The following is a 17,000-nucleotide window of genomic DNA, read 5'->3' as shown; positions in this document are numbered from 1 at the left end:
TCACAGGAAGCGGCGGATCGGAACGATCGACGCCTCCTTCACCCGGTGCAGGGCGCCCCGCCGCCGCCAGCGCACCGGGTCGATCGGGTCGCTGACCGCCAGGTCCCGGGTGAAGTGGTCGTCCAGCCGCGCGGTCACCTCCGGGTCGATGACCGCGAGCATGATCTCCTCGTCGTGGTCGAGGGACCGCCGGTTGAAGTTCGTGGAGCCGATCAGCGATGCCACGCCGTCCATCGTGATGATCTTCGTGTGCAGCATGGACGGCCGGTACTGCGCGATCCGCACCCCGGCGTCCAGCAGCTCGTCGTAGTGCCGCTGCCCCGCGAGCCTGCTGACCCGCTTGTCGGCGTGCTCCCCCGGCAGCAGGATCTCCACCGCCACGCCGCGGCGCGCCGTGCGGCACAGCAGGTCGGTGAAGTAGGCGTCCGGCGCGAAGTAGGCCGTCGCCAGCCGCAGGCGGTGCCGCGCCGACTCCAGCACCACCCGGATGAGGGTCTGCATGTCCTGCCACCCCATGCTGGCCGACCCCCGCACCACCTGGACGACCGCGTCGCCGGCCGCGTCGTGCGGGCGGAACCGGTCGCGCTCGTCGAACAGGTCGTCGTGGCACTCGGCCCAGTTCTGCGCGAATCCCGCGGCGATGCCGTCCACGGCGGGCCCGCGCACCCGCACGTGGGTGTCGCGCCACTCGCCGCTGTTGCGGGCGTCGCCCTTCCACTCGTCGGCGATGCCCACCCCGCCGGTGAACGCCGTGTGCTCGTCCACGATCAGGACCTTGCGGTGGCACCGGTGGTTCTGCTTGAACGGCGACAGGTACGGCGGCCTCCGGAACCACGCGACCGTGACGCCCGCCGCGTCCATGGCGTCCAGCAGCTCCTTCTCGATCGGGTGGCTGCCGAAGCCGTCCAGCAGGAGCCGCACCCGGACGCCGGCGCGGGCGCGGTCCGCCAGCGCGCGGGCGAACCGGCGCGCGATGTCGCCCCGCCAGTACACGTACGTCATCATGTCGACGGTGTGCTCGGCGGACGCGATGGCGTCCAGCATCGCCGGGAAGATCTCGTCGCCGTTGCGCAGCGGCTCCACCGCGTTGCCCTCGGTCGCGGCGACCCCGAGCAGCCGCTCCAGCCGCCGCCGCAGCCGCACCGCCTCGCCGCCCGGCTCCCCGGCGCCGTCCCGCGCGCCCTGGTCGTGGGTGATCGTCATGCGCCCTCCCGCGTCATCGGTCGACGGTCAGAACGGCGAACGGAACCGGGCGCGGCGCCCCGCGGACCCGCTGCGCCCGACGGCCCGCGACGACGACCGGAACGGCTTGCTCAGCAGGCGCCCGAGCGGCCCCGGCGCCGAGGATCCCGCCCGCGATCCGAACCCCAGCGCCCGCTGGGTCCCCCGCTGCGGATGCCGCGAAAGCCGCGGCAGCAGGAACGCCAGCACCAGCAGTACCGCGCAAACGCCCACGATGGCGACGACCGCCATGTTCTCGCCCCTTCCAGAGTGTCCTTCAACGTCTGGCGACGCTTTACCCCGGACAAACAAAGACATTCCGCCACCTTGACCACACCCCCGTCACCCGGCGAGGCGGCCCAGGAACCCGCCGACCGCGGCGGCCACCTCGGCCGGCGCCTCCTCGGCCATGTGATGGCCCGAATCGATGGGCCCGCCGCGGACGTCCTCCGCCCACGCGCGCCAGATCTTCACCGGATCGCCGTACAGATCCTCGAGGTCGTCCCGACGCGACCACAGCACGAGCGTCGGGCACCGAACGCGCCGACCGGCGGCGCGGTCGGCCTCGTCGTGCCGACGGTCGATGCCCAGGCCCGCCCGGTAGTCCTCGAGCATTCCGTGCACGGTCGCCGGGTCGTGGATCGCGGCCCGGAAGTCGTCCCATGCCTCGGGGGCCATGTGCTCGCCGGTCGTGGCGTACCAGGCGTCGGGATCCGCGTTGATGATCCGCTCGGCGGGCTTGGCGGTCTGGCCGAAGAACCACCAGTGCCACCAGGCCTCGGCGAAGCGGGCGTCGCAGCGCTCCAGGTGCTCGACGACCGGCAGCCCGTCCATCGCCACCAGCGCGGTGACCGCACCGGGATGGTCCATCGCGGTGCGGAACGCCACCAGCGCGCCGCGGTCGTGACCGGCCACCGCGAAGGTGTCGTGCCCGAGTACGCGCATCAGCGCGACGACGTCCCCGGCCATCGCGCGCTTGGAGTAGGGCGCGTGCTCGGCGTCGGTCGGCGGCTTGCCCGATCTCCCGTACCCGCGCAGGTCCGGGCACACGACGCTGAAGCGTTCGGCCAGCAGCGGCGCCGCCTTGTGCCACGTCGCGTGCGTGCGGGGATGGCCGTGCAGCAGGACGAGCGGCGGACCGGAGCCGCCGTGCCGGACCCGCAGCTCGACCTCGCCGACATCGATCCTGTCCAGGGTGAAACCTTTGAAGATCATTGACGCGCACTACCCGCCGTCCCCACCGGCAATCGTGGCGCGCGGGGACGCGCGGGCCGCGGGGACCGCGGACGGGCGGCGGTCAGACGAGGTTGTCCTCGATGGCGAGGCCGAACTCGCCCCGGCCGTACATCAACAGGGCGCGCTCGACGTCGTTGGCGACGTGGACGCTGCCCGCGTGGGCGTCGCGCCAGGCGCGTTCGATTACGTGGCCGCGGCGCAGCGAGTTGCCGCCGGCGGTCTTGAACAGGATGTCGATGGCCTCGATGGCGCGCTCGGTGCCGCGCACCTGGTCGCGGCGGGCGCGCAGGCGGAGCTCCATCGGGATCTCCTCGCCGCGCACCGCGTGGGCGTGCACGTCGCGCATGTTGCGTTCGGTCTGCAGGACGGCCGCGTCGATCTCCGAGGCGGCGCGGGCCACCGCGACCTGCGCGAACTCGTCCTCGACGAAGCGGCCGCCGCCGAGGCTCAGCCGGATCCGGTCGCGCATCTGCGCCACGTACGAGCGGTAGCAGCCCGCGGCCATCCCGATGACGCTGGACGACACCGTCGTGGTGAAGATCGTGCCGAACGGGAGCCGGAAGAGGGGGCCGGTGTTGACCTTGCGGCCGGGGGCGCGCAGGCGCGCCTGGTCGTAGTTGCGCATCGCGCGGTGCGCCGGGACGAACGCGCGCTCGACGACGATGTCGTCGCTGGCGGTGCCGCGCAGGCCCATCGAGTCCCAGACCTGGCGGATCTCGTAGTCGGCGCGGGGCAGCAGGACGGTCATGAAGTCGACGGGACGGCCCTCGGCGCCGACGACGAGCCCGCCGAGCAGCACCCAGGACGCGAACTCGCAGCCGGACGAGAACGCCCACCGGCCGGAGATCTCGAAGCCGCCCTCGACGGGGGTGAGCCGGCCGATCGGGGCGTAGGAGGAGGCGACGAGCGTGTCCGGGCCGGTGGCCCACACCTCGCGCTGCGCGGAGTCGGGGAACAGGCCGAGGTGCCACGAGTGGACGCCGAGGACGGCCGTCACCCAGCCGGTGGAGCCGCAGGCGCCGGAGATCTCCCGGACGGCGGCGTAGAACTCGACGGGGTCGCCCTCGGCGCCGCCGTACCGGGCGGGCTGCAGCAGCCGGAACATGCCCGCGTCGGTCAGCTTCCGGATGGTGTCGGCGGGGATGCGGCCCTTCTCGTCCACGGTCCGGGCCCGCTCGGCGATGCCCGGCAGCAGTCCGCGCACGGCGTCCAGGACCTCACTGCTCATCTGCCCGCTCCTGTCCTCCTCGTCCGGTTCGTGCAGGACACCACGGGGGCCGGACGGGCGCGCGGAGACGTCCCGGCCAGCGGGACCGGACCCCGGACGGCGTGACCTGCGACATAGCGTGCGAACCATCTCGTCCATAGCCGAAGGGATGATCCACCGTGACCGCTGCCGAGTCGGACGCGATCCGCCGCATCGAGGCCGAGGCGATTTCCAGCCGGTTCGCCCGAGGATGGCACTGCCTGGGCCTCGCCGAGAAGTTCAAGGACGGCAAGCCGCACACGATCAACGGGTTCGGCCAGAAGCTCGTGGTCTTCATGGGCGAGGACGGCAAGATCAACGTGCTGGACGGCTACTGCCGGCACATGGGCGGGGACCTGTCCCAGGGCACCGTCAAGGGCAACACGATCGCGTGCCCGTTCCACGACTGGCGCTGGGGCGGCGACGGCCGCTGCAAGGGCATCCCGTACTCGCGTCGGGTGCCGCTGCGCGCGCGCACGGCCGCCTGGCCGACGATGGAGCAGGACCAGCTCCTGTTCGTCTGGAACGACCCGGAGGGCAAGCAGCCCCCGGCGGACGTCACGATCCCCGTCATCGAGGGCGCCACCCGCGACGACTGGACGAACTGGCGCTGGACGGAGCAGATCGTCCACACGAACGCGCGCGAGGTCATCGACAACGTCGTCGACATGGCGCACTTCTTCTACATCCACCAGTCGTTCCCGACGTACTTCAAGAACGTCTTCGAGGGCCACACGGCCACGCAGATCATGAAGGGCGTGACCCGGGAGGACTCGCGCCGGCAGCGCGAGGGCGGCAGCGGGGGCGGCGGGCCGCGGATGCTCGGCAACACCTCGGTCGCGACGTACCACGGGCCGTCGTTCATGATCGACGAGCTGACGTACCACTACGAGGGCTACGACCTGAAGTCCATCCTGATCAACTGCCACTACCCGATCGACGAGAACTCGTTCTCGCTGCACTCGGGGATCATCGTCCAGCACAGCGACGCGCTGCCGCCCGCGGCGGCCGAGGCGACCGCGGAGAAGCTGTCGGCGTTCATCCTGACGGGCTTCCAGCAGGACGTCGAGATCTGGAAGAACAAGACCCGCATCGACAACCCGCTGCTGTGCGAGGAGGACGGCCCGGTCTACCAGCTCCGCCGCTGGTACGAGCAGTTCTACGTGGACGTCGCCGACGTCGCGCCGGAGATGACCGACCGGTTCGAGTACGAGATCGACACCACCCGTCCGGTCGAGTCGTGGAAGAAGGAGGTCGAGGAGAACCTCGCCCGCCTGGACGCGGCGGAGGCCACGGCGTGACGGTGCGGTCCGACGAGCGGCTGGACGGGGCGCCGATGCGTCCCGTCCGCTGCCGCCGCTGCGCCGGGGAGGTGCTGGCCCGCAAGTCCAGCTGGGAGCAGACCAGCATCCAGTGGACGGCGGAGGCGCGGGCCGCGTGCACGGGCCTGGACGAGGACGAGCACGGGACGTGCCCGGCGCTGCGTTCGGCCATCCAGGAGGCGGCGCTCACCGGCGGCATCGAGGTCCTCGATGACTGACCCGGCCCGCGGCCGGTTGGACGGGCGGGTCGCGGTGGTGACGGGCGCGGGCGACGGCATCGGCCGGGGCGTCGCGCGCCGGTTCGCCGCCGAGGGCGCGCGCGTCGTCGTCGCCGAGCTGGACGCGGACGCCGGTGCGCGCGTCGCCGCCGAGCTGGCGGACGAGTTCGGCGCGCAGGCCCGGTTCGTCCACACCGACGTGACGGTGCGGGCGCAGGTCGAGGCGATGGTCGCGGCGGCCGTCGACACGTGGGGCTCGCTGGACGTCCTGGTGAACAACGCGTGGGGCGCGGGCACCGTCGGGCGCGTCGAGCACAAGACGGACGAGCAGCTCGCGCGGGGTTTCGCGATGGGCTACTACGGGCCGCTGTGGGCGATGCAGGCCGCGTTCCCGCACATGAGGGCGCGCGGCTGGGGCCGCGTCATCAACATGTGCTCGCTCAACGGCGTCAACGCGCACATGGGCACGCTGGAGTACAACTCCGCGAAGGAGGCGCTCCGGACGCTGACCCGGACCGCGGCGCGCGAGTGGGCGCCGACGGGCGTCGTCGTCAACGCGATCTGCCCGGGCGCCAAGAGCGCCGCGTTCCGCCGGATGTCGGCCGAGCACCCGGAGATCGAGGCCGCGGCCGACGCCGCCAACCCGATGGGCCGGCTCGGCGACCCGGAGGACGACATCGCGCCGGTCGCGCTGTTCCTCGCGAGCGAGGACGCCCGCTACCTGACCGGCAACACGCTGTTCGCGGACGGCGGTTCGCACATCAACGGGGTCGCCTGGACCCCCGATCTGGACGGAGAAGGATGATCGAGAAGTACGGGCCGTGGGCCGTCGTCGCGGGCGGTTCGGAGGGGGTCGGTTCCGCGTTCGCGCACCGGCTGGCCGACGCGGGGATCAACCTCGTGCTCATCGCCCGCAAGCCCGGCCCGCTCGCCGAGACCGCCGCGTCCGTCCGGGCGAAGGGCGTGGAGGTCCGGACGCTGGAGCTCGACCTCGTCGCCCCGGAGCCGCTGAAGGCGATCCGGGAGGTCACCGACGACATCGAGGTCGGGCTGCTGATCTTCAACGCGGGCGCGAACAGCTACGGGCACGAGTTCGTCACCGGCGACCTCGACCGCTTCCAGGGCGTCATCGACCTCAACATCACCGCGCAGCTCGCGCTGACCCGCCACTTCGCCGCGCCGATGAAGGAGCGCGGGCGCGGCGGCATCCTGCTCGTGGGGTCGCTCGCCGGGTACATGGGGCAGGCGCAGATCAGCGTGTACTCGGCGGTCAAGGCGTTCGGGCGGGTGTTCGCCGAGGGCCTGTGGCTGGAGCTCCGCGAGCACGGCGTGGACGTCCTGGAGCTGGTGCTCGGCGTCACCCGCACGCCCGCGATGGAGCGCGCGGGCCTCAACATGGACATCCCGGGCCTGAACGTCGCCGATCCGGACGACGTCGCCCGCGAGGGCCTCGAGCACCTCGCCGACGGGCCGGTCTGGGTCGCGGGCGGCAACTACGAGGCCGCGCAGAAGCGCAGCGGGTTCCCGCGCTCGGCGAAGGTCGCGGGCGCGCACGAGGCGATGAAGCGGATGCTCCCGAAGGAGTCCGGGAAGTAGCCCGAGGGCCGCGGGCCGGCGACCGGGGCGCCCAGCACGACGCTTACTGACCGCAATTGGTTGACCACGTTATGTGTTGACTTTGAGGGCGCCGCGGGGTGTGATTCATGGTGATCATCTATTCAATTCCGGAGGTGTCACCATGCGTTTTCGCCTGCCCGCAGTCCTTTCCGCCGCCCTTTCGGTCGGTCTCGGCGGCGCCGCGCTCGTCCTGACGGGCCCCGCCGCGTCCGCCGAGCCGTACCCGCCCGGCGAGTACCGGATCAGAACCGACCACGGCGACCGCTGCCTGAACGGCCCCGCCGCGCCCGGCGCGCGCGGCACGGTCGGGGCGTGCGGCACCGTCTGGCGCTTCGAGCTCATGTCGGACGGCATCCAGGTCTTCCGCGCCACGCCGGGCGACGCCGCCACGGACGACTGCTTGGGCGTCGACCCGCGCCCCGGGTGGCCGCGCAACGTCGCGTGGCGCTCCTGCGCCGAGGAGCCGACGCTCTGGTACGCGACGCACGCGGGCGGCGGCCGCTATGTCATCTCGCTCGCGAGCGACGGGCAGCTCCTCACCTGGAACGAGGGCGAGGAGCACGCCTTCCTGGTGCCCGAGCGGCCCGACCACGACCACCAGCTCTGGACGTTCGAGCCCGCCGGGCACTGACGGACACTGCGAGCGGGCGGGCGCGCGGCGGGCGTCCGGCCCGCCACCCGGCCGGTCACCCGGCCGGGGACGCCTCCAGCCGGACGAACGCGCCCGACCGGCGCACGTAGACCGGGTCGCCGGTGTTCCAGGCCGCGTCCCGCAGCGGCCGCTTGACGACCTTGTTCGTCGGGGTGCGGGGCAGCTCCGCCATCACGCGCACGTACCTGGGCGCCTGCTTGGTGCCGAGGTCGGGCTGTCCCGCAAGGAACGCGGCGAACGCGGCCGGGTCGAACCGGCGGCCGGGCGCGAGCGTCACCGCCGCCATCACCTGGTCGCCGACCCGCTCGTCCGGGACCGCGTACACGGCGACGTCGGCGAACGCGTCGAACCGCGCGAGCAGCCGCTCCAGCGGCGCGGCGGCGAAGTTCTCGCCGTCCACGCGGAGCCAGTCGTCGCCGCGCCCGGCGAAGTACCAGTAGCCGTCGGCGTCGCGGTAGGCGAGGTCGCCCGACCACACCCAGCCGTTCCGGACGCGCTTCGCCGTGGCCTCAGGGTTCCGGTAGTAGCCCTCGAACTTCGCGGCGCCCCGAGTGTCGACGATCTCGCCGACGGCGTCGTCCGGGTTCGTCATCCGGCCGTGCTCGTCGAACTCGGCGGGCGGGCACTCGCGCAGCGTCTCCGGGTCGGCGACGATCACGCCGTCCTCGGCGACGCCGAGCGATCCGGGCGGCGTCCCGGGGACGCGGCCGATGCGGATCTCGCCCTCGCTCGACCCGTAGGAGTCGATGACCGTGCATCCGAACCGCGCGGCGAACGCCTCGATGTCGTGCTGCGCCGCCTCGTTCCCGAACGCGATGCGCAGCGGGTTGTCCGCGTCGTCCGGCTTCTCCGGGGTCGCGAGGATGTAGTTGAGCGGCTTGCCGACGTAGTTGAAGAACGTGACGCCGTACCGGCGGACGTCCGGGAGGAACCCCGACGCGGAGAAGCGGCGCCGCAGCACCAGCCGCCCGCCGGTGGCGACGGCCGGGGCGATGCCCGCCATCAGCGCGTTCGAGTGGAACATCGGCATCGCGACGTAGAAGACGTCGTCGCGCCCGAGGTTCCGGCGGGCGGCCTGCTGGACGGCGATGCGCCCGAGCCGCCGCTGGCTGCAGAGCACGGCCTTCGGCGCGGACGTCGTCCCGGACGTGAAGATCAGGCAGAACACGGTCGCCGGGTCGTCGCCCGGGACGCCGCCGAGCGGCGCCGTGCGGGCGAGCCGGTCGGCGTACCCGCCGCCGTCGACGACCAGGACGGGCACGCCCGTCCCGCCGCGCTCGCCCGTCCCGCCGCGCTCGCCCGTCCCGCCGCGCTCGCCCGTCCCGCCGCGCTCGCCGGCCGGCCCGTCGAGCAGCCCGTCGAGCAGTGACGCGCGCGCCGTCTCGGTGACGACCGCGCCGCAGTCGGTGTGCGCGATGTCGCGGGCCAGCTCGGCGCCCCGCCGCGTCGGGTTCAGCTCCACCACCGGCACCCCGGCGAGCGCCGCGCCCAGCAGCCAGAACAGGTGCTCGGGCCCGTTCTCCAGGAACAGCCCGACATGCCACGGGTCCGGCCCCGTCCCCGCCAGGTCGCGGACGAGCCCCGCGCGCAGCCGCGCCTCCGCGACGACCTCGCGCCACGTCCACGACCGGTCCTCGAACGACAGGCCCGTCCGGTCGTCCTCGCCGCGCGCCGCGACCAGCCCGGCGAACGTCGGGTCGTCGGCGGGACGGTCGTCGCCCAGCACCCTGCCCTCGGTCATGCTCCTCCTCCCCGCCCGGCGGCGCCGGCCGTCTACGCAGGGTCCGGCAGGACGCCCGGAGGCGGCGCAGGCCGATCCCGCTGAGCGGGACTCGCGCCGCCGGCCGCGGCCCGTGCTGTTTATCTCGGTCGCACTTGCGAAGGCGTTTCGGTCCCGCGAAAAAGCGGCGGCCGGACGGCGGCCCGGGGAGGGATGTGCGCACACCCGCGAGCAGACGGTTCCGGCACGCGGCCGCGGTCCTCGCCGTCGCGACGGCGGCGACCGCGTGCGCCTGGCAGTCCGGCGGCGGCGCGCCCCGCGAGGAGGCGAAGCCCGCCGAGTACCGGGTCGGGATGATCGGGACGGACCGCGGCGGAACCCCCGTGGACGGCGGCACCCTCACGTTCGCCGCCTACGCCGAGGCCGGGCTCCTCGACCCCGCCGAGACGATCGTCGCCGGGTCCACCGGCGGGGTCGAGATGGCCGCGATTTACGACGTCCTGATGCGCTGGGACCCCGCGAGCGGCGAGGTCGTCCCGCAGCTCGCGGCGGGCCTCGAGTCCGCCGCGGACGACACGACCTGGACGCTGCGGCTCCGCGACGGCGTCACGTTCGGCGACGGCACCGCGCTCGACGCGGCCGCCGTGAAGTGGAGCATCGAACGGTACGTGCGCAAGGGCGCCGACGAGGCCGCGTTGTGGAAGGCGAACGTTCAAGCCGTAAAGACGCCGGACGAGCGCACCGTGGTGTTCGAGCTCGCGCACCCCTGGCCGACCTTCCCGTTCATGCTGACGAGCGGGCCCGGGATGATCGTCGCGAAGTCGTCCGACGGCGGCGCGAAGTTCCGGCCGGTCGGCGCGGGCCCCTTCGAGTTCGAGCGGTACGCCCCGGACGAGGAGATGGTCCTCAAGGCCCGGGACGACTACTGGGACGGGCGCCCGCACCTCGACCGCGTCCGGCTCGTCTACGTCGACGACCCCGACGCCGCCCTCGCCACCCTCGACAGCGGACGCATCCAGGCCGCGTTCCTCCGCGACCCCGTCATCGTCCGGGACGCGCTCGAGGCCGGCCACTCCGGGTTCCTCAACATGGTCGCGCTCGGCAACGTCGCCGTCATCAACGCCACCCCCGGCCACCCCGGCGCCGACCCGCGCGTCCGCCGGGCCATGCACCTCGCGCTCCAGCCCGAGGTGATCTACCGGCGCGCCTACCCGGGGACGGGCCTCGCGAGCAACGCGCTGTTCCCCGGGTTCTCCCGCTGGCACACCGGCGTCGAGCCGCTCCCCTACGACCCGGACCGGGCGCGCGAGCTGCTCGCGGCGGCGAAGGCCGACGGCTACGACGGCAAGGTCACCTGGCTGGACGCGCAGGACCCCGCGTCCCGCACCACCGCCCTCGCCGCGAAGGCGATGCTGGAGAGCGTCGGCTTCGACGTCGAACTCGACCTCGTCCGGTCCATCGCCGACCAGATCACCAAGGTGTCGGTGAAGAAGACCTACGACGTCTCCGGCTGGGGAATCAGCTGGCGCGAGGCGGGCCCGTTCGCGCGGATGTACGCGACCCTGCACGCCGAGGGCAACCTCACCGTCGGCATGGCGACGACCCCGGAGATGTCCGCGCTCATCGAGGACCTGCGCGGCGCCGACGGCGAGGAGGCGCAGCGCGCCGTGATGGGCCGCATCCAGGAGCAGTGGAACCGGGACGTCCCCGCGCTCGTGTTCGGGCCGCAGCCCGAACTGATCGCGTGGCCCGACCGCGTGCGCGGCGTCACCGGAACCGTCAACAGCATGGTCCTGCTGGACGACGCGTGGCTCGCGCGGGACTGAACCGGAGGTGTCGAGGGTGTCGAGGGTGAACGTCCGCGACGCGGTGCGGCGGCTGGTCGAGCTCGTCCTCGTCCTGCTCGTCGTCAGCACGGGCGCGTTCGCGCTCGTCGACCTGATGCCCGGCGACCCCGCCGTGGCCGTCCTCGGCGAGGGCCACACGCCCGCCGAATACCAGGCGCAGCGGGAGGAGATGGGGCTGACCGACCCGCTGCCCGTCCGGTACGCGCGCTGGGTCGGGGACGCCGTCACCGGCGACCTCGGCACCTCGTTCGTCCCGCCCTACGACGACGTCGCCGGACGGATCGGCGCCGCCCTCCCGGTCAGCCTCGAACTCGCCGTCCTCGCGCTGCTCATCGCGCTGGCCGTCGCCGTCCCGCTCGCCATGTGGTCGGCGTACCGCGCGGGCGGACGGGTCGACCGGCTCGTCGGCGCGGGTACCTTCGCGATTCTGTCGGTGCCGAGCTTCCTCGCCGGGATGCTGCTCATCGCGCTGTTCGCCGAACGGCTCGGCTGGTTCCCCCGGCTGGAGTGGGCGCGGCTGTCCGACGGGCTCGGCGACAACCTCTACCACGCGTTCCTGCCCGCGCTGACGATCGCGCTCGTCGAGGTCGCCACGTTCACGCGGGTCCTGCGCGGCGACCTCATCGCCACCCTGCGGGAGGACTTCATCCTCGCGTCCCGCGCCAAGGGCATGCCGCCCGTCCACGTGCTGCTGCGGGACGCGCTGCGCCCGTCGTCGTTCTCCCTCGTCACGCTGCTCGGCGTCAGCCTCGGCAGGCTCGTCGGCAGCACCGTGATCGTCGAGCACCTGTTCGCGCTGCCCGGGATGGGCACGCTGATCATCGGCGCGGCCGACGCCGGGGACGTCCCCACGGTGCAGGGCGCGGTGCTGGTCATCGCCCTCCTCTACGTGCTGGTGAACGCGCTGATCGACGCGTCCTACGCACTCCTCGACCCACGAATCAGGCGGGCCCATGTCTGACGCCCCGAAGTCCCCCCGGTCCGGTTCCCTGCTGCTCGGCGCCGCGCTCGCCGTCCCCGGCCTCATCGTGCTGGGCGCGTCGGTCACCGTGCTCGCGGGCACCGGATGGCCGCAGCTCGGCGCCGTCCTCGCCGGCCTCGCCGCGGCGTACGCCGGCCTCGACCGCGCCGGCCGCGCCCTCTTCGGCCCCGGCTTCGACCTGCTGTTCTGGCTGTGCACCGCCTGGCTGGCCGTCCTGGTGACGGCCGCGGTCCTCGCGCCGCTGCTGCCGCTCGGCGAGCACCGCGACATCGTCGCGACCCTCGACTCCCCCGGCATGGCCGTCCCCGACCTGTCCACCGCGCACCCGCTCGGCACGAACAACTTCGGGCTCGACCTGCTCGCCCGCCTGGTCCACGGGGCCCGCTCGTCGCTCGTGGTCGCGCTCGGCGCCGTCCTCATCGGGACGGTCGTCGGCGGGGCCGTCGGGATCGCCGCGGGCTACCTGCGGCGCGCCGACCCGCCCGTCGGCGTCCTCACGAACTCCCTGCTGGCCGTGCCGCCGCTGATCCTGCTGATCGCGCTCGGCACCGTCCTCGAACCGACCCTGCCCAACATCGCGATGGCCCTCTCGCTGCTCGCCGTCCCCGGCATGATCCGGATGGCGCGGGCGAACACCATCGCGTTCGCGCAGCGCGAGTTCGTCCTCGCCGCCGAACTGCTCGGCGCGTCCCGGTGGCGGGTCGCGACCCGCGAGCTGCTGCCGAACGTCGTCCCGCCGCTGCTGTCCTACGGCATGGTCATGGTGTCGGTGCTGATCGTCGCGGAGGCGTCGCTGAGCTTCCTCGGGCTCGGCGTCCAGCCGCCCGACCCGTCCTGGGGCAACATGATCGCCGAAGGGGAGCAGAACAACGCGTTCACCGACCATCCGCACATCGTGCTCGTTCCCGGCGTCACCCTCTTCCTGACCGTCTTCGCGTTCAACCTCGTCGGCGAGAAGGCCCGCAAGCGGTGGGACCCCCGGCAGGCGAAGCTCTAGGAGCCACGATGACCCCCCTCCTCACGGTCGAGGACCTGCACACCGAGATCGCCACCCCGCGCGGCCCGCTGCAAGCCGTCGACGGCGTCTCCTTCACCGTCCGCGCCGGCGAGATGTTCGGCGTCGTCGGCGAGTCCGGCTCGGGCAAGTCGGTGCTCGGCCGCACCGTGATGGGCCTCTACACCACCGGCCCGGACATGACCGTGTCCGGACGCGTCGTGCTGGACGGCACGGACGTGCACGCGCTCGCGCCCGCCGAACGCCGCGCGCTGTGGGGCGCCCGCGTCGGCATGGTGTTCCAGGACCCCGGCACCGCCCTCAACCCGGTCAAGAAGGTCGGCCGGCACCTCACCGAGAGCCTGCGCCGCCACGGCCGCTCCCACGCCGGCGCGCGCGCCCGCGCCGAGGAGCTGCTGCGCCTCGTCGGCATCCCCGAACCGCGCCGCCGCCTCGACCAGTACCCGCACGAACTGTCCGGCGGCATGCGGCAGCGCGTCGTCATCGCGATGGCCCTCGCCGGGGAACCCGACCTGCTCATCGCCGACGAGCCCACCACCGCGCTCGACGTCACCGTGCAGAAGCAGATCCTCGACCTGCTCGGCCGCCTGCAGTCCGAACTCGGCACCGCGATCGTCCTCATCAGCCACAACCTCGCCGTCGTCGCGGGCCGCGCCGACCGCGTCGCCGTCATGTACGCGGGCCGCCTCGCCGAACTCGCGCCCGCCCGCACCCTGTTCGACGACCCCCGCCACCCCTACACCGAGGCCCTCCTCGCCTCGATCCCGCACCTGGACGACCCGCCCCACACGATCCTGCGGGCGATCGACGGCGCACCGCCGAACATGGCCGCGCCGCCGCCCGGCTGCCGCTTCGCGCCCCGCTGCGCGCACGCCACCGACCTGTGCCGCACGGACGCGCCGCCGCTCGTCCCGTCCGGCGACCGCGCGTTCGCCTGCCACCATCCCCGAGGAGGCGCCTGATGGCCGGAACCGGAACCGCGCACCTGCGCCCCGACGCCGACCCCGTCCTCACCGTCCGCGACCTCACCGTCGAGTTCCCCGCCGGGCGCGGCACCGTGCACGCCGTCTCCGGCGTCAGCTTCGACCTCCTCGACGGCGAGACCCTCGGCATCCTCGGCGAGTCCGGCTGCGGCAAGTCCAGCACCGGACGCGCCGTCCTGCAGGCGCCCCCGCCCTCCTCGGGCTCGGTCCTCCTCGGCGACACCGAACTCACCGGACTGCCCCGCGCGCGCCTCCGCGAACAGCGCGCGCGCCTGCAGATGATCCTGCAGAACCCGGTCGCCGCGCTGAACCCGCGCCGCCGCGTCCGCGACCTCGTCGCCGAGGGCCCGACGATCCGCGGGAAGCGCCCGTCCGCCGAACGCGTCGACGAGGTCCTGCGGTCCGTCGGGCTCGACCCCGCGACCGTCCGGGACCGGCGGCCGCACGAACTGTCGGGCGGCCAGTGCCAGCGCGTCTGCATCGCCCGCGCGCTCATGACGGACCCGGACGTCCTCATCTGCGACGAGCCCGTCTCCTCCCTCGACGTCTCCGTGCAGGCGCAGATCCTGAACCTGCTCGAACGCACCCGGACCGAACGCCGGCTGAGCATGATCTTCATCGCGCACGATCTGGCGGTGGTCAAGAACATCAGCGACCGCGTTCTCGTGATGTACCTCGGGAAGGTCTGCGAGGTCGTCCCGTCGTCCGCGCTCGCCACCGAGTCGCTGCACCCGTACACGCGGCTGCTCCTCGCGTCCGTCCCCGAGGCGTCCGAACCGGCGACCGGCGCCGCGAGCACCGACCCCCCGTCGCCCCTCGACCCGCCGAGCGGCTGCCGCTTCCGCACCCGCTGCCCCCTGGCCACCGACCGCTGCGCCGCCGAGGAACCCGAACTCCGCGAGCACGCCGACGGCCACCACATCGCCTGCCACCACGCGTGACTCAGCCCCAGTAGGACCCCACCCGGTGGAACCGGTCGATGGACTCTTCGGGGACCGCCCGCCGCATGGTCCCGCCCGCGCGCAGACCTGCCGCAGCTGCGCGGCGGACAGCCGCCGATGGTCGAGCAGCCGCACCAGCACCGTGCCGAACGGTGGCATGGGCGTGAAGGTGCGTGGCAGGCGAAGAGACCAGGGACAACACCGGCCAGGTGTATCGAAAGGTGCGCCGGAATGGTCCTGCGGAGGGATTTCGGCGGCCCGACGGCTTTCTAAGGTCGTCATCACCTCGCCGCGACGCGTCCGGTCGGCTTCCACCGAGGACGCGGCCCACCACGGCCGTGTCAGTCGACACCACAACCGGTCGCGACCCGCACGGCAGGCATCAACCGCTTCTGACGGACGACCGGAAGGAAGGGCATGCGCGGATCCATGCGGAGCAGGCTCGCGATCACCTTGGCCGCGGGGCTCACGGCCGTCCCGCTCGCGGCAGGCGGGGCGGGCGTCGGAACGGCGCGTGCGGCCGCCCATGACCGGACCGCGTCGCGGCATTCGCCGAACGCCTCCACCGGCGAGGTGGTGAAGGCCATCGACGCGCACGCGCAGCCGCTGCGTTCCACCGAGCCCGGCGGCGACCGGAGCGACCTCGACGCCCTGGGCCGCATGCTGGACGGCGCCCACGTGGTCGGCCTGGGCGAGGCCACCCACAACTCGCGGGAGTTCTTCACGATGAAGCACCGCGTCTTCCGGTACCTGGTCGAAACCAAGGGTTTCCGGGCGTTCAGCCAGGAAGTGCACGTGGCGGCGGGCCTGCGCATCGACGACTACGTGGTGAACGGCACCGGCGACATCGGGCAGATCATGCGGGAAGAATTCCAGGGCGCCACCCGCCTGTGGAACACCCGCGAGTATCTCGACCTCTTCCAGTGGATGCGCGCTTACAACGCCCGCCACGGCGCCAAGCTCCGGTACGTCGGGAACGACATCGACTACCCCGGCCCCGAACTCTTCGAGCGGGTCGAGACGTACGTCGCCGCGCACCACCCCGGCCTGTTGCCGACCGTTCGGGACCTCTACCGTGACCTGCGCCCCGGTGCCGGCATGGACGCCTGGTCGCGCGACTATCCGGCCAGGCCCCTGACCGAGCGGAAGGCGGCCCTGGCCGACGCGAACCGGGTCGGCGAACTGCTGCGCGACCACGGCGCGGACGCCACCGTCCGCCGGTACGCCACGTTCATCGCGCAGGTCGCCGAGATGTACGCCTACGACCTGACCGACCCGGCCGAACTGCTGCGAGCCGTCCAGCACCGGGAGAAGGCCATGGCCGACAACACCATCTGGTGGAGCCGCCGCACGGGCAGGACCCTCCTCTCGGCGCACAACGGCCACGTCGCCTACGGCAACTCGCGTCCCGAACACCCGCACCGGATCCAAGGGGACCTGATCCGGGAGCAGATCGGACGCCGCTACGTGAGCATCGGCTTCTCCTTCGACCACGGGTCCTTCAACGCCTTCGACCCCGACGGCGTGCTCCGGCCCTTCACGATCGGCCCGGCCGCCGAAGGCGGCAACGAACACACCCTCGGCCGGGCCCGGTACCGGGACTACATGCTCGACATGCGGACGGTCCCCGAGCCCGCCCGCGGTTGGTTGCACCGGGCCCGTCCCACGCGCGACATCGGCGCCGACTACCCGACGGAACCCCGCCCGGTCGCCCTGGCCGCCTTCTACGACGTCCTCATCCACCTCGACCGGATTCGAGCCGCCACCCTCCGCTGACCCTCGCCTCCCCGCACCCGCGCTCCGTGCAGATCGAGGACGCTCGACCTGTTCCCGAACCGAGGGCGTCGGAGACCAGGGGGCGCCGGACACGGGGGCCGCCGGAGACGGGGAACGCCGCGCGGACCTGCGGGCCGTCGACCGGCGCCCGTCCCGCCCGAACCGCTCGGCGCCCCGCACCCCGAGGGTGCGGGGCGCCGGGACCTGGGGCGGGCAGCGGAGAA

At 73.1% G+C, this 17,000-nt stretch carries 16 protein-coding genes; 11 read left to right on the top strand and 5 right to left on the bottom strand.

Annotation, left to right across the window (positions count from 1 at the left end; all coding sequences use genetic code 11):
* The 4 genes from AB0L25_RS03305 to hsaA all read right to left on the bottom strand — a co-directional run bounded on the left by AB0L25_RS03305 (nucleotide 1) and on the right by hsaA (nucleotide 3,685).
* Nucleotides 1–1,203, bottom strand: coding sequence for a phospholipase D-like domain-containing protein (locus AB0L25_RS03305; protein WP_500168136.1), 1,203 nt, complete (start codon nucleotides 1,201–1,203; stop codon nucleotides 1–3).
* A gap of 27 nt (nucleotides 1,204–1,230) precedes the next feature.
* Nucleotides 1,231–1,473: a DUF6411 family protein gene (locus AB0L25_RS03300; protein ID WP_378296587.1), complete on the bottom strand. Its 243-nt coding sequence runs from the start codon at nucleotides 1,471–1,473 to the stop codon at nucleotides 1,231–1,233.
* A 90-nt stretch (nucleotides 1,474–1,563) separates the two neighbouring features.
* Entirely contained in the window at nucleotides 1,564–2,436 is an 873-nt protein-coding gene (locus tag AB0L25_RS03295) for an alpha/beta fold hydrolase (protein ID WP_500168134.1), read from the bottom strand.
* An 82-nt stretch (nucleotides 2,437–2,518) separates the two neighbouring features.
* Nucleotides 2,519–3,685 (bottom strand): 3-hydroxy-9,10-secoandrosta-1,3,5(10)-triene-9,17-dione monooxygenase oxygenase subunit, encoded by a 1,167-nt coding sequence (gene hsaA / locus AB0L25_RS03290; RefSeq protein ID WP_500168132.1) that lies wholly within the window; start codon nucleotides 3,683–3,685, stop codon nucleotides 2,519–2,521.
* Nucleotides 3,686–3,843: 158 nt separating this feature from the next.
* On the opposite strand from hsaA, the gene AB0L25_RS03285 reads away from it, so the two are divergent.
* The 5 genes from AB0L25_RS03285 to AB0L25_RS03265 all read left to right on the top strand — a co-directional run bounded on the left by AB0L25_RS03285 (nucleotide 3,844) and on the right by AB0L25_RS03265 (nucleotide 7,491).
* A complete protein-coding gene (locus AB0L25_RS03285; RefSeq protein ID WP_500168130.1) occupies nucleotides 3,844–5,004 on the top strand; it encodes a 3-ketosteroid-9-alpha-monooxygenase, oxygenase component in 1,161 nt (386 codons plus the stop codon).
* Entirely contained in the window at nucleotides 5,001–5,243 is a 243-nt protein-coding gene (locus AB0L25_RS03280) for a hypothetical protein (RefSeq protein WP_026400951.1), read from the top strand. Before AB0L25_RS03285 ends, AB0L25_RS03280 begins: the two co-directional genes overlap by 4 nt.
* Entirely contained in the window at nucleotides 5,236–6,048 is an 813-nt protein-coding gene (locus AB0L25_RS03275) for an SDR family NAD(P)-dependent oxidoreductase (RefSeq protein WP_500168128.1), read from the top strand. Before AB0L25_RS03280 ends, AB0L25_RS03275 begins: the two co-directional genes overlap by 8 nt.
* On the top strand, nucleotides 6,045–6,839 hold the full coding sequence (locus tag AB0L25_RS03270) for an SDR family NAD(P)-dependent oxidoreductase (protein WP_500168126.1): 795 nt from the start codon (nucleotides 6,045–6,047) through the stop codon (nucleotides 6,837–6,839). The genes AB0L25_RS03275 and AB0L25_RS03270 overlap by 4 nt, the downstream gene beginning before the upstream one ends.
* Before the next feature lie 142 nt (nucleotides 6,840–6,981).
* Nucleotides 6,982–7,491 (top strand): ricin-type beta-trefoil lectin domain protein, encoded by a 510-nt coding sequence (locus AB0L25_RS03265; protein ID WP_500168124.1) that lies wholly within the window; start codon nucleotides 6,982–6,984, stop codon nucleotides 7,489–7,491.
* A 55-nt stretch (nucleotides 7,492–7,546) separates the two neighbouring features.
* Here the strand turns inward: AB0L25_RS03265 and AB0L25_RS03260 are convergent, their stop codons facing one another.
* Complete coding sequence (locus tag AB0L25_RS03260; RefSeq protein WP_500168122.1) at nucleotides 7,547–9,253, bottom strand: AMP-binding protein; 1,707 nt, start codon at nucleotides 9,251–9,253, stop codon at nucleotides 7,547–7,549.
* Nucleotides 9,254–9,447: 194 nt separating this feature from the next.
* Here AB0L25_RS03260 and AB0L25_RS03255 point away from each other — a divergent pair, with 194 nt between their 5' ends.
* The 6 genes from AB0L25_RS03255 (at nucleotide 9,448) to AB0L25_RS03230 (ending at nucleotide 16,776) form a co-directional block, all read left to right on the top strand.
* Nucleotides 9,448–11,058 carry an ABC transporter substrate-binding protein gene (locus AB0L25_RS03255; RefSeq protein WP_500168120.1) on the top strand — a complete coding sequence of 537 codons (1,611 nt, stop codon included), beginning with the start codon at nucleotides 9,448–9,450 and terminating at the stop codon, nucleotides 11,056–11,058.
* Between the two features lie 16 nt (nucleotides 11,059–11,074).
* Nucleotides 11,075–12,040, top strand: coding sequence for an ABC transporter permease (locus AB0L25_RS03250; protein ID WP_500168118.1), 966 nt, complete (start codon nucleotides 11,075–11,077; stop codon nucleotides 12,038–12,040).
* Entirely contained in the window at nucleotides 12,033–13,058 is a 1,026-nt protein-coding gene (locus AB0L25_RS03245) for an ABC transporter permease (RefSeq protein WP_500168116.1), read from the top strand. Before AB0L25_RS03250 ends, AB0L25_RS03245 begins: the two co-directional genes overlap by 8 nt.
* 8 nt (nucleotides 13,059–13,066) lie before the next feature.
* On the top strand, nucleotides 13,067–14,038 hold the full coding sequence (locus tag AB0L25_RS03240) for an ABC transporter ATP-binding protein (protein ID WP_500168114.1): 972 nt from the start codon (nucleotides 13,067–13,069) through the stop codon (nucleotides 14,036–14,038).
* Complete coding sequence (locus tag AB0L25_RS03235; protein ID WP_500168113.1) at nucleotides 14,038–15,000, top strand: oligopeptide/dipeptide ABC transporter ATP-binding protein; 963 nt, start codon at nucleotides 14,038–14,040, stop codon at nucleotides 14,998–15,000. Before AB0L25_RS03240 ends, AB0L25_RS03235 begins: the two co-directional genes overlap by 1 nt.
* A 417-nt stretch (nucleotides 15,001–15,417) precedes the next feature.
* Nucleotides 15,418–16,776 carry an erythromycin esterase family protein gene (locus AB0L25_RS03230; protein WP_500168111.1) on the top strand — a complete coding sequence of 453 codons (1,359 nt, stop codon included), beginning with the start codon at nucleotides 15,418–15,420 and terminating at the stop codon, nucleotides 16,774–16,776.
* Nucleotides 16,777–17,000 lie beyond the last annotated feature (224 nt).

Origin of the sequence: Spirillospora sp. NPDC052242, from assembly GCF_040679555.1 — a bacterium.
Lineage (GTDB): Bacteria > Actinomycetota > Actinomycetes > Streptosporangiales > Streptosporangiaceae > Spirillospora.
Note: the sequence above shows the minus strand (reverse complement) of the source record. Positions and strands in the feature narration are given on the sequence as shown.

What these genes read in the sequence shown, in the direction of transcription:
- AB0L25_RS03305 (WP_500168136.1), bottom strand. Translation starts at nt 1,203, where the DNA reads ATGACGATCACCCACGACCAGGGCGCGCGGGACGGCGCCGGGGAGCCG.
- AB0L25_RS03295 (WP_500168134.1), bottom strand. Translation starts at nt 2,436, where the DNA reads ATGATCTTCAAAGGTTTCACCCTGGACAGGATCGATGTCGGCGAGGTC.
- AB0L25_RS03235 (WP_500168113.1), top strand. Translation starts at nt 14,038, where the DNA reads ATGGCCGGAACCGGAACCGCGCACCTGCGCCCCGACGCCGACCCCGTC.
- hsaA (WP_500168132.1), bottom strand. Translation starts at nt 3,685, where the DNA reads ATGAGCAGTGAGGTCCTGGACGCCGTGCGCGGACTGCTGCCGGGCATC.
- AB0L25_RS03275 (WP_500168128.1), top strand. Translation starts at nt 5,236, where the DNA reads ATGACTGACCCGGCCCGCGGCCGGTTGGACGGGCGGGTCGCGGTGGTG.
- AB0L25_RS03300 (WP_378296587.1), bottom strand. Translation starts at nt 1,473, where the DNA reads ATGGCGGTCGTCGCCATCGTGGGCGTTTGCGCGGTACTGCTGGTGCTG.
- AB0L25_RS03270 (WP_500168126.1), top strand. Translation starts at nt 6,045, where the DNA reads ATGATCGAGAAGTACGGGCCGTGGGCCGTCGTCGCGGGCGGTTCGGAG.
- AB0L25_RS03260 (WP_500168122.1), bottom strand. Translation starts at nt 9,253, where the DNA reads ATGACCGAGGGCAGGGTGCTGGGCGACGACCGTCCCGCCGACGACCCG.
- AB0L25_RS03240 (WP_500168114.1), top strand. Translation starts at nt 13,067, where the DNA reads ATGACCCCCCTCCTCACGGTCGAGGACCTGCACACCGAGATCGCCACC.
- AB0L25_RS03265 (WP_500168124.1), top strand. Translation starts at nt 6,982, where the DNA reads ATGCGTTTTCGCCTGCCCGCAGTCCTTTCCGCCGCCCTTTCGGTCGGT.
- AB0L25_RS03230 (WP_500168111.1), top strand. Translation starts at nt 15,418, where the DNA reads ATGCGCGGATCCATGCGGAGCAGGCTCGCGATCACCTTGGCCGCGGGG.
- AB0L25_RS03245 (WP_500168116.1), top strand. Translation starts at nt 12,033, where the DNA reads ATGTCTGACGCCCCGAAGTCCCCCCGGTCCGGTTCCCTGCTGCTCGGC.